Genomic DNA, 10586 nt, shown 5'->3' with positions numbered 1-10586 from the left:
ACTTAAAAAGTTACACATGTATTTTAGTTTTATTAAATATGTAAATTCTATGGCGGCAAAGTTAATGATATTCGTAAAAAATGTATTTTGTATTGTGCTTGGTTTTTTTATTCCATTAGTTATATCGGTACTTGTTTTTTCTATTTATATTCTTCTAAAACATACTGATAATTCAACAATTGATGGTGTTATTTATGCTAAAAATTTTTTCTTATTCTTATTCTTATTCTTATTATTGGCTATATCTTCTTCTGGAATTAAATCGATCATTTATAGTTTCATTATGAACCTATTTGTTTTACCAAAGCTGAAGAAAGCTAAGAATATTATCCTAATCAGCAGCATCTTAGGCGGATTGTTTGGGTTAGGCAGTCTTATTTTTAATCTAATTCTTAATCAAACTTTCTATTTTGACCTTTGGTACTTCTACATCATTTTATTCGATTGTGTTGTTGGTGCAATTTCTGGGTATCTATTGTTAAAAATTAGATCTTTGCTGTTTTAACTTAAAAAGTTACACATGTATTTTAGTTTCATTAAATATGTGGATTTTATGGCGGTAAAGCTAATGATATTCGTGAAAAATGTATTGTGTATTATGTTGTGTATTGTGCTTGGTTTTTTTATTCCATTAATTGTATCGGCACTTGTTTCTTCTATTTATTTTCTGCTACAACATCCTGATAATTCATATGCTGAAATTTTTTCCTTATTCTTATTATGGGCTGTACTTTTTTCCGGAGTTCAATCAATTATTTATAGTTTTATTATGAACTTGACTATTTTACTAAATCCGAAAAAAACCAAGAATATCATCTTAACAAGCAGCATCTTAGGCGGATTGTCTGGGCTAGTAGGTATTCTTGTTCTTAATCTAATTATTGATCGAACTTTCCATCTTGATCTTGAGGACTTCTACATCATTTTATTAGGTTTTGTTGTTGGTGTAATTTCTGGGTATCTATTGTTAAAAATTAGATCTTTCCTTTTTTAATTAAAGAAATACAGCATTTTTAATTTTAAAATAAAACTAAAATACATGTACCACATAAGTAAAAAACAAGTAAATTACTTGTTTTTTACAACATTAAATTTATCAGAAATAATTGATTTATAATATTCTTTACCTATAACTTTTTCGCACTTTGCTAAAATTGTTTCACGAATAAAAGCATTGATTGAAGTATCACTAAGCTCTGAGAGTCTGGAAACAGCTGCTTCAATTGCTTTTAACTCTTCAGGGAAAAGCGGCACAGTAATATTACGACCTTGTCTGGTACGTGAACGCTCACGATTACTTAAAGTATTTGGTTCTAACTCAACTTCGCTTTTATTTCGTGTGGTGATTTTCTTAGTCTTAGACTCTGCAACTTTTACATCTGAGTTCGCATCTTCAATAAATGCTGTTTTCTCTCGAGCACGCTTAAACCTATCTAAGTCAGCCATAATCAAAGCACCTCAATCAAAAATTCATTAAACTCATCTTTTGCTTTACTGCTGTTCATTTCAGATACAGACTTCGCCTCCACAATCGCATCACGAAATTGTTTACGATCCTTAATCACAGTTTGCAAAAGTTTAAAATTTGGATAGTCAGCAAGGTACGTTTTTGCTTGTTCAATCTCACTGCTTTTTGGATTGGTTGGCGCTTTGTTAATAACAATATAGGCTTCAAGTGTTGGATTGTCCGTTTTGACTTTTTGGATTTTATCGTCCAAATACGGAATGACCTCCAAATCTAATAAGCTCGCTTGAGTTGGTACAACCAACTTATCTGTCACCAATAACGCTTCACGAAAAACCTCTGAATCTCGCCCAGCAATATCAATCAAGATAAAATCATAATCTTCAACTTTCTTTTCTAGTGTATCGAGCAAGTTCTCATGAGCCGCGATAGAGTCCAGTTTACTCTCGCGGAAATCGTTCCACTTGTAGGCAGATCGCTGCTCATCCGCATCCACCAAGAGCGTCTTACCTTTATTCATTAAAGCCACAGCAATGTTTGTCGCAATTGTGGTTTTACCCACACCACCTTTACGGTTTGCCACTGTAATAATAAGCGCCATACCTACTCCAATCGTTTCTCTATAAAATCATTATAGATGAATTATAGATTTTTAAAAGAAGTTTAAAACATTTATAAAAAAACTAAAAACTAACTATTAAACATTTTTAATAGTTGTTTTTATAAAACATAAGTATTTGTTTTATTAAAAATTAAATTAAACTCTTTTTGGATAAATTATATATTTTTTTTGAAAATTAATATCTCTTAATTTATCTAAAAGTCTAATTTCTAAATCAGTATAACTTTCACCAACAGCAGCATGTTTAGCTGCAAACTCATCATCATAAGCAAGTTTATTGGCAAAAAAACGGATCTGTTTTTCAGTCAAACCATTGAAGAAGTCAGAAGTGTCCTGATCTTTATTAACATCAATTACATCCTTAATCGGTTTAGCTTTAAACTTAAATTGGAAGCCTGTAATTGATCGACCAATTTTAAATTGCTCATATTCAACTTGAATGTCAGTGTATAGATTAACTTGCTTGATCGCAGGCTCAATGACAATACGCTTAAAATTATCCATCCGTTGATATTCACTGTCATCCAGACCAATCTTTTCTCGAAAATCAGCAATGGTGACAACAGGGGTCTTACCAACTTCACGCCATGAAATCAAAATTTCATAAAGTCGGATGGCATACTTGCTGGTCAACTGAGAAACCTGTTTTAACTGATAGCTAGTGAAGTGTTTTTCTAATCTGGTGATCAAAGTAAAGATCAGTTCAATTACCTCATAGTTGTCTGTGTATGCAATTTTAGAGATCCAGCGTGATTTAAAAGACCATTTTCACGTGCACTGATAATCGCAAGTAAAATAAGGCACTGCTCAGTAAGATTCTAGCTTGCATTAATAAGGCATTGTCTTTAATGACAAGTTCATTTTTTATGTCACTATTTCTTATATCCAACATAGTTTTGACTATATCACCTTTTAATGTGTTGATAAGACAAGGAATTTGTAGTGATATAAAATTGGTAAAAAATGGACTGTTTTCTATAAAAACAGTCCAAACAGAGTACAGTAAGAATAATTGGAGTGATTAATAACCTGTTTTACGATCAACGTATTTAGGAATAGTGCCATTGATACGATATTGCTGAATATTTTTAGCAACAATAGCAGATGCTGTTTTTCTATTGGTTGGAGCAGAGATATGAGGCAATACAGTAACGTTTTGATGTGTCCAATGCCATGAATCTTGTGAAAGAGGCTCTTGATGAAAAACGTCCAGTACAGCATGAGCGAGATGCTCAAAGTCTAAAGTTTGTTTTAAAGCATCATCATCAATAATTGCGCCTCGACCAAAATTAATTAATGAAGCCTGTTTTTTTAACATTGAAAAAAAATTGTGATTGATAAGATTTTTAGTTTGTGGAGTGAGAGGCAATAGACAAATGAGAAAATCGGTCTTTGCTAGCATTTCAAGTAAACCATTATCTCCATAATAACATTGGATATTATCAATAGATTTTTGGCTTCGACTCCAACCACAAACTTTAAATCCCACAGCTTTTAACTTCACCGCAGCAGCTAGACCAAGTTCACCTAAGCCCAAAATTGAAACGGTTTTTTCTTCAGCAGGGGTATATTCATGCTCTAACCATTGTTTGTTACGCTGTTGTCTCGCGTACAGTGGCATATCTCGATGTAAATATAATGTCCAAGCAACAACAGCTTCGGCCATAGTGGCTGCAAGTTGTGGATCAATCAATCTAACGACTTTGAGTTGGGGATTATGATCTAGATCTGCCATGAGTCGCTCTACGCCAGCCCAAACGCTATGAACCCATTTTAGATTGGGTAATTGTTTCAGGTCATTTGGATCTGGATTGGCAACGATTGCAACTTCACAGGCTGTACGTTCTTTGATGTTGAGTTCATTAAGTAAAACGATATGTTCTTCGGGCATTGCTGCTTGTAGGGCAGACACCCATAATTGAGCTTGTGACCAAGCATGCGGACAAACAAATGGAAGAATATTTTTCATTAAGCAAATACTTTACTCATATTTAGAAATTTGGTCATTTTGACAAGGAGGTTTTGGATCATTCAAGGTCTGATTGTACTCAAAGGCTCATATTAAGCTATCACAAGCCTATAGATAAAATAAAATGTTTGGACTGCTCCCAGTATCCTAGACATGATGGCACTGTTGCAAATAGATATTTGAGCAGATGATTTCCCTTTAAAAAGCATTTAAAGACCGAAAACTCTATTCACTAGATATAGCTAAATTCTAAATAAGTTACTGCAATGCTCTTTGAATAATAAATCTATATCTTTAATTCTCAGTCTTTTCCTCACTGATTTTATTTGAGCCCACCTTGCACGATATATCGTTCATCTATCAGATTTAAGTCAGGACTATATTTGGGTAACCATACAAGGTAATGGCCTGCTTCTTCGATTAATTTTTTAAGACGTTTACCTTTGTGGAACGCCGCATTATCCATGATGAGAACACTTTTCTCTTTTAATTTCGGCAGTAGATCATGCTCAACCCAACCTTCAAATACTTCTATCGTGATAGAGCAGTTAAATAAGCTCACAGTCAGTAACTTATTTTTAATCAAAGCTCCAATGGCATTACAACTGTTCTTGATTTGCCAATTGAATGTACCTTCTGCTCGTGTACCTTTGTGACTATAGCTATGGAAGCGGGTATCATCACTTTGAAACCCACTTTCATCAATATAAATTAAGGGAAGTGCAGGTTCTAAATCTTCAATTAAATTTTTAAATTGTTCTCGTTGACGAGCATCTGATTTTGGATGAGTTAAGGTCTTTTTTTACGTGATATTCCTGCTTTATGTAATGCATTAAACACAGCATGAGTGCTTACGCCCAAACGTTCAGCTCGTTCATACTGATAATCATCGGGATATTTTTCAATATCTGCCAATATTTGTGCTTGAGTAATTTTAGCTGGACGTCCAGGAATCGGTTTTCGCTCTGTAGATTTTTGCCACAGTTGGATGGTACGTGTAGAAAGATTGAAATGCTGTGCTGCTTTTCGCACAGACAGTTGATCTCTAGTCATAATCTCAATGACTTTGTCTTTAAAATCTTTTGAATATCCCATATCTTGCATTGTAGTTGATATTTTAGAACTTAGCTATACACCCCACTCTGGGGTCGGTCTGTAGCTATTCAAAAATAGCTACAGCCTTTTTTTATTAAAATCAGTGTTACTTTAGAGTATACCCTAAAGTAACACTGATTTTCTGATCATAAGAGTGTATCTTTTAAATGATTTTTGATCATAAATAACATGTAACTTTTATATTTAAAATTTATAATAAACACTTTGGGTGATTTGTCGCCAATTTATGGGGTAAAAGATGAAAGGTCAAAAAATAGGCTATGTTCGAGTCAGTTCAGTTGAACAAAATACTGGACGTCAATTGGAAGGGATCGAAGTTGATCGACTGTTTATTGATAAAGCTTCAGGTAAAAATACCGACCGACCTAAATTTCAGGAAATGCTGAACTATGTCAGGGAAGGGGACATGGTTATCGTGCACTCGATGGATCGATTTGCCCGTAGTTTAAAAGATCTTGTTGAAGAAGTAGACAAACTGGTCAAACGTGGTATTGCGATCCAGTTCATGAAGGAAAAGATCACTTTTACTGCTCAAGCAACACCGATGGATAATTTGATGTTGCAATTGATGGGGGCTTTTGCTCAGTTTGAGCGTGAGATTATTTTAGAACGACAAAAAGAAGGGATTAAACTGGCAGCCGCACAAGGCAAATATAAAGGTCGGGTTCATAAACTTAAACCTGATCAGGCGGATGCTTTACATCAGGCTTGGGCAGAAGGGAAATATAGTTCGAAGGCTGCTTTGGGGAAGGCTTTTGGAATTAGTCGGCAGGCGGTTTATCGTTATTTGAGGGATGGTACAGAAGTATTTGAGGTTGATTTAAAATGAGATTACCCCAATTTTTATGGTCAGCCTCAGGGTGAAGTCTATCTGGTGAATAGAGTTTTCGGTCTCTAGGTACCTTTGTAAAGGGAAATCGTCGACTCGGATCTATATTTGCAACAGTGCCCTTAAAGTTTATATATAAGCATATTACCATCAGGATAAATACCTTCCCAACCGCAAGGCCAATACCCAGCCCTATAAGTAATAAATATTTTCTCAAATAGCCCTTCTTCATCTATACCATGAATGGCTCTAGCATAGGCACAGTTATATAGATCAGAAGCAATGTCATCTAATAAATCGACATATTCACCACTTAGCTTTTTTCGGAGAACTGAATAAAAATGATCAATTAACAAGCCAAGTTCATCATCAAATACTTTAAAGTCGTCCAGCTTATAACGTTCGGCTAAAATTTCACTAGCCTCATTTTCTCTTATATCAACCCATGGTAAAAATTGACCCTCTTGCCTCCATGCCATATTTTTTGCTTCATCAAAATCACCAAGCAAATGTATGGGAAAATGAATGTTACTGATTCCAGCTGTTCCAAGTGAGAAATTTTGTTCCACAAAGTTAATAACCTCTTGAACTTGTTCACTATACCTTCCAAATTTCCCCATATTATACCTCACTTATCTAACCAACGATTCCACATTTCTATAGTAGCACCATGCTCACCATATAGAGGTAAACCATTTTGTTGAAGCCCTCTAAGTTGTTGCTGAAGAGTAAATACCTGCTTTTCTAATTGTCCTACACTTTGATTAATATCCATCGCATCAAGACGCTGTCTCACAACTTGATTATATACTGAATGAAAACCTTGGTGACGTGCCATTGGACTTATTCCATCATCAGGGATTCGTAAGAAAATACCATTTTGGGCATTATCAAAATCCATACCAATTTTTTGTATCACAGGGTGACTTCGCATTTGACTAGGAAGAATATGTTGAGCTTGATAACCAGACCATGTTGAAATATTTGCGTTCATTGATTGGAGTAAATTTCGACCAAGGACTCTTGAATTACCACCTGTAACTGTACCGACAGTGGCACTGTTGCAAATAGCGATAGATGATAAGCTGAATACCCTTCTAGCTAAAAGTTCAGTATATGAATCCTTTCCATGGTCGACATTTTCAGGGTGAAATCATTCTTTGGGCTGTGCGTTGGTATTGTAAATATGGCATTAGCTATCGTGAACTTCAGGAAATGCTTGCTGAATGTGGTGTGAATGTTGATCACACCACGATTTATCGTTGGGTTCAACGTTATGCGCCTAAAATAGAAAAACGTTTACGTTGGTATGAACGTAATCCCAAAGAGCTGAGCTCATGGCATATTGATGAAACTTATGTGAAAGTAAATGGACGGTGGTCTTATCTGTATAGCGCAGTTGACCAACGTAGCTATACCATTGATTTTTATCTTTCTTCTAGACGTAATACCAAATCAGCCTATTGTTTTCTTGGGAAAATCTTAAAGAATGTAAAGAAGTGGCAGATTCCCAAAGCGATCAATACAGATAAAGCACCTACATATGGAAGTGCTTTATCACGATTAAAACAGGAAGGAAAATGTCCACTTGATCTTGAGCACAGGCAAATTAAATACAAAAACAATGTAATCGAATATGATCATGGTAAGTTAAAGCGGATCATCAAGGCCACGCTAGGCTTCAAATCGATGAAGACAGCTTATGCCACAATCAAAGGTATTGAAGTGATGCGAGCACTCTGTAAAGGACAAGCTTCATCATTTTATTATGGTCAACCCTAGGGTGAAGTCTATCTGGTGAATAGAGTTTTCGGTCTTTAAGTAATTTTTAAAGGGAAAATCATCAGCTCGGATCTCTATTTGCAACAGTGCCTTTTTTAGTCGGTGGCAGCCCAATGACCTTTGATATGCATGCCATTATTTATTTGTTGTTGGCGGCAGCGGCAATGGGCTTTGGATATGCAGCGTGGAATGTCGGGATTCTATATGGCAATGTCACCATTTTGGCAGGTGCATCGTATTTCATTCCTGTATTTTCTGCGGGCTTGGCAGCTTTGGTCTTACAGACACCCTTAACTTTGTCTTTTTGGCAAGGAGCCGCGTTGGTGTGTTTGGGATCAATTTTATGTTGGTTCGCAACACGTGAACGTAAAAAAATTTAGTCTTTTAACTATTCATCACTTCGTGTAATGAATAGTTAAAAATTTTAAATGAATTCAATATTCTGTATTTAAATTAAAAATGATCAGGTTCGTGCTAAACCATTAAGGTTGTTGCTAGCATTTTGGATTGATCAAATAGAAAGCTACACATGATCTCTCTTTTTAAGATAAAATGTAAACGTTTACATTTAAGAGATTGTCATGCAAAAACTGAAAATATCGTTAGAAGGGAATTTATCCGCAAATGTGCTCTATCTCCCAGCACTCCGAGATTCTGATCAGGTATTACTTTTGCTTTCAGAAATTTGGGGGATCAACCAGCATATTTTGGAAATCGCAGAACAATATGTGAACTTGGGTTTTCATGTGCTGATTCCCAATGTCTTTTTCCGTCAAAAAGAAACGGTCTGTTTAGATTATGATGAACAGGATACCCAAACAGCCTACCATTTATATCAACAGCTTGATCTGGTTCAGACTGCTACCGATTTAGATCAGATCATAGATCAGTCGCTCAACATGATTGGAAAGACACAGATTCATATTCTTGGTTTTTGTATGGGTGGAACACTTTGTTATCTATTGAAAAATGCTCAGATAAAAACCCGTATTGCTTATTATGGCAGCAAGATTGATCAATATCTGGAGCAAATCCAGTCGATTCAACAGCCTACCATCATCCATTTGGCTTTAAATGATCATCTTATTGGCCTAAAAGAAATTGATCACTTAAAAAAAGCAGTTCAAGGCTCAAAAAACATTCAGATTTTCTGCTATGACAAGGTTGGTCATGGTTTTAATTGTCCATATCGAGCGAATTACAACAAAGCGGCAAGTGAACTGGCATATCAAACCAATCTATCATTTTTAAAGAATTTTTTAGGTGAGAGATGAGTCAGATCAAGCAAAAAAATGAGGCAATCTTATTTGTTATTCTCGCGGTGTTGTTGCTTTCCTGTCATGATTTAACAGGGAAAATACTGAGTCAGCATTATTCTATCATTGTGATTTTATGGTTCAGGTATTTATTCCATTTCTTATTTGCAGGGTTGAATCTGAAATTCAAGATTGAACCTTCCCATTTTAAGAAAATTCATTGCCTACGTGCGTTACTGATGTCCTTGATTGGCATTAGCTTTATTACGGGTTTGAAATATATTCCTTTAGCAGAAGCAACCGCGATTAATTTTTTATCTCCATTGTTTGTTCTGTTGTTGTCTAAGGTCTTTTTAAAAGAAAAAATTAGCGTTGAAAATACAATTAAAATTGTCTGTGGCTTTTTGGGTATTTTGATTATTGCTCGACCGAGTGGCGATATTTTTAAACCCGAAATCCTATTTCCAATTTTAGCAGCCACTTTTTTTGCCATTTATCAGGTGCTCTCCAGAGTGGTAAGTGTGCAAGAAAAACCATTAATTTCAAATTTTTATTTGGGTTTTTATGCATTTTTAATGATGTCTGTGGTTTTACCTTTTTTCTGGGTCAATATTCATCTGGCTGATTTAATTCTATTTCTAATGATCGGTATGTTTGGCACTTTTGCACACACACTGTTTAATCAAGCCTATACGCTACAAAGCCCAGCATTACTTTCGCCATTTACTTATTTTCAGATTGTATTTGCAACCATTCTGGGTTTTATATTTTTTCATCGTATTCCAGATGGCTTATCTCTATTTGGGGTATTCATCATTTTGCTTTCTGGATTTAATTTAAAAAAATTCATATTTAGATCATAAAAATGTCATTTTTTATTTTGAAAAATAGCAGAACAGCGTATAATGAAAACGTTTACATTTAGGGGTAATCCTCTGAGAACAATATCAAGTTCTCTTTTTTTGGATTGTTAATGTAAACGTTTACATTTATCGTAATAATGGAGTACAACAATGACAGAGATATTAGAGAAAGGCACTGTTTATTATTTCAATAAACAAACCGTAAAGAGCTACTGGCAGCCAAAACCAGCCAATGGTCATGTAACCGTTGCGGTTTCACCAGAGTTCACTCCAATGGAACGTGACTTTTCATTGGGAACACAAACTTTACCACCAGGTGGTCGTGTGCGTGAGCATGCACACCCAGGCAACGAAGAAATCCTGCATTTTATTTCAGGTCGTGGTCAAGCGATTATCGATGGGAAAGAGTATGTGCTAGAGCCGGGTGTGACTGTGTTTTTAGGCAAACATAACTCGCATACCTTTTTAAATAATGGCACAGAAGATTTGCACTGGGTCTGGTTTATGACACCAAGTGGTTTGGAAGGTTTCTTCCGAGATATCGGTCGTCCACGTACTGAAGGTGAACCCGCTCCAGAACCATTTGATCGTCCAGAAAATATTGAACAGATCGAAAGTTCAGACAATGGTGTTTTTGCTTACACCAAAAACTAAAGCAACACAAAGACCCGAAATTCGTTTCGG

General features: G+C 35.4%; 15 protein-coding genes and 1 pseudogene. 8 read left to right on the top strand and 8 right to left on the bottom strand.

Going from position 1 to position 10586, the window contains the following annotated elements; genetic code table 11:
• Both LVY74_RS15020 and LVY74_RS15015 read left to right on the top strand, forming a co-directional pair.
• On the top strand, window positions 1–505 hold a 505-nt coding region (locus LVY74_RS15020), incomplete at its 5' end, for a hypothetical protein (RefSeq protein WP_237815744.1).
• A 48-nt stretch (window positions 506–553) separates the two neighbouring features.
• A complete protein-coding gene (locus LVY74_RS15015) occupies window positions 554–994 on the top strand; it encodes a hypothetical protein (RefSeq protein WP_237815743.1) in 441 nt (146 codons plus the stop codon).
• A 74-nt stretch (window positions 995–1068) separates the two neighbouring features.
• Here LVY74_RS15015 and LVY74_RS15010 read toward each other — a convergent pair whose 3' ends face one another.
• The 6 genes from LVY74_RS15010 to LVY74_RS14985 form a co-directional block, all read right to left on the bottom strand.
• On the bottom strand, window positions 1069–1446 hold the full coding sequence (locus tag LVY74_RS15010) for a hypothetical protein (RefSeq protein ID WP_237815742.1): 378 nt from the start codon (window positions 1444–1446) through the stop codon (window positions 1069–1071).
• Between the two features lie 2 nt (window positions 1447–1448).
• Window positions 1449–2066, bottom strand: coding sequence for an AAA family ATPase (locus LVY74_RS15005; RefSeq protein WP_237815741.1), 618 nt, complete (start codon window positions 2064–2066; stop codon window positions 1449–1451).
• 156 nt (window positions 2067–2222) lie between these two features.
• Window positions 2223–2786 carry a RepB family plasmid replication initiator protein gene (locus tag LVY74_RS15000; RefSeq protein WP_442862806.1) on the bottom strand — a complete coding sequence of 188 codons (564 nt, stop codon included), beginning with the start codon at window positions 2784–2786 and terminating at the stop codon, window positions 2223–2225.
• A gap of 322 nt (window positions 2787–3108) precedes the next feature.
• On the bottom strand, window positions 3109–4056 hold the full coding sequence (locus LVY74_RS14995) for a 2-hydroxyacid dehydrogenase (RefSeq protein ID WP_237815740.1): 948 nt from the start codon (window positions 4054–4056) through the stop codon (window positions 3109–3111).
• 322 nt (window positions 4057–4378) lie between these two features.
• Window positions 4379–4762, bottom strand: coding sequence for a transposase (locus tag LVY74_RS14990; protein ID WP_237815747.1), 384 nt, complete (start codon window positions 4760–4762; stop codon window positions 4379–4381).
• An 83-nt stretch (window positions 4763–4845) separates the two neighbouring features.
• On the bottom strand, window positions 4846–5151 hold the full coding sequence (locus LVY74_RS14985) for an IS630 transposase-related protein (RefSeq protein ID WP_151711093.1): 306 nt from the start codon (window positions 5149–5151) through the stop codon (window positions 4846–4848).
• A gap of 259 nt (window positions 5152–5410) precedes the next feature.
• On the opposite strand from LVY74_RS14985, the gene LVY74_RS14980 reads away from it, so the two are divergent.
• Window positions 5411–6001 (top strand): recombinase family protein, encoded by a 591-nt coding sequence (locus LVY74_RS14980; protein WP_237815738.1) that lies wholly within the window; start codon window positions 5411–5413, stop codon window positions 5999–6001.
• A gap of 122 nt (window positions 6002–6123) precedes the next feature.
• On the opposite strand, the gene LVY74_RS14975 is transcribed toward LVY74_RS14980, so the two are convergent.
• The gene (locus tag LVY74_RS14975; protein ID WP_237815737.1) at window positions 6124–6621 is read right to left on the bottom strand and encodes a hypothetical protein; all 498 of its coding nucleotides are present in this window, start codon (window positions 6619–6621) and stop codon (window positions 6124–6126) included.
• An 8-nt stretch (window positions 6622–6629) separates the two neighbouring features.
• Window positions 6630–6995 carry an AHH domain-containing protein gene (locus tag LVY74_RS14970; RefSeq protein WP_237815736.1) on the bottom strand — a complete coding sequence of 122 codons (366 nt, stop codon included), beginning with the start codon at window positions 6993–6995 and terminating at the stop codon, window positions 6630–6632.
• Window positions 6996–7117: 122 nt separating this feature from the next.
• Here LVY74_RS14970 and LVY74_RS14965 point away from each other — a divergent pair, with 122 nt between their 5' ends.
• From LVY74_RS14965 to LVY74_RS14945, 5 genes and pseudogenes are all read left to right on the top strand, one after another.
• Window positions 7118–7783: an IS6 family transposase gene (locus LVY74_RS14965; RefSeq protein WP_237815735.1), complete on the top strand. Its 666-nt coding sequence runs from the start codon at window positions 7118–7120 to the stop codon at window positions 7781–7783.
• 92 nt (window positions 7784–7875) lie between these two features.
• A pseudogene (locus LVY74_RS14960) lies at window positions 7876–8163 on the top strand (EamA family transporter); the annotation flags it as partial.
• A 201-nt stretch (window positions 8164–8364) separates the two neighbouring features.
• Entirely contained in the window at window positions 8365–9057 is a 693-nt protein-coding gene (locus LVY74_RS14955; protein ID WP_237815734.1) for a dienelactone hydrolase family protein, read from the top strand.
• Complete coding sequence (locus LVY74_RS14950) at window positions 9054–9902, top strand: DMT family transporter (RefSeq protein WP_237815733.1); 849 nt, start codon at window positions 9054–9056, stop codon at window positions 9900–9902. The genes LVY74_RS14955 and LVY74_RS14950 overlap by 4 nt, the downstream gene beginning before the upstream one ends.
• Before the next feature lie 150 nt (window positions 9903–10052).
• Window positions 10053–10556, top strand: a complete 504-nt coding sequence (locus LVY74_RS14945; protein WP_237815732.1) for a cupin domain-containing protein — start codon at window positions 10053–10055, stop codon at window positions 10554–10556.
• The last annotated feature ends 30 nt before the right edge of the window (window positions 10557–10586 follow it).

Source organism: Acinetobacter sp. ME22 (genome assembly GCF_022012315.1).
GTDB lineage: Bacteria > Pseudomonadota > Gammaproteobacteria > Pseudomonadales > Moraxellaceae > Acinetobacter > Acinetobacter brisouii_A.
This window is presented reverse-complemented; position numbering and strand designations above follow the sequence as displayed.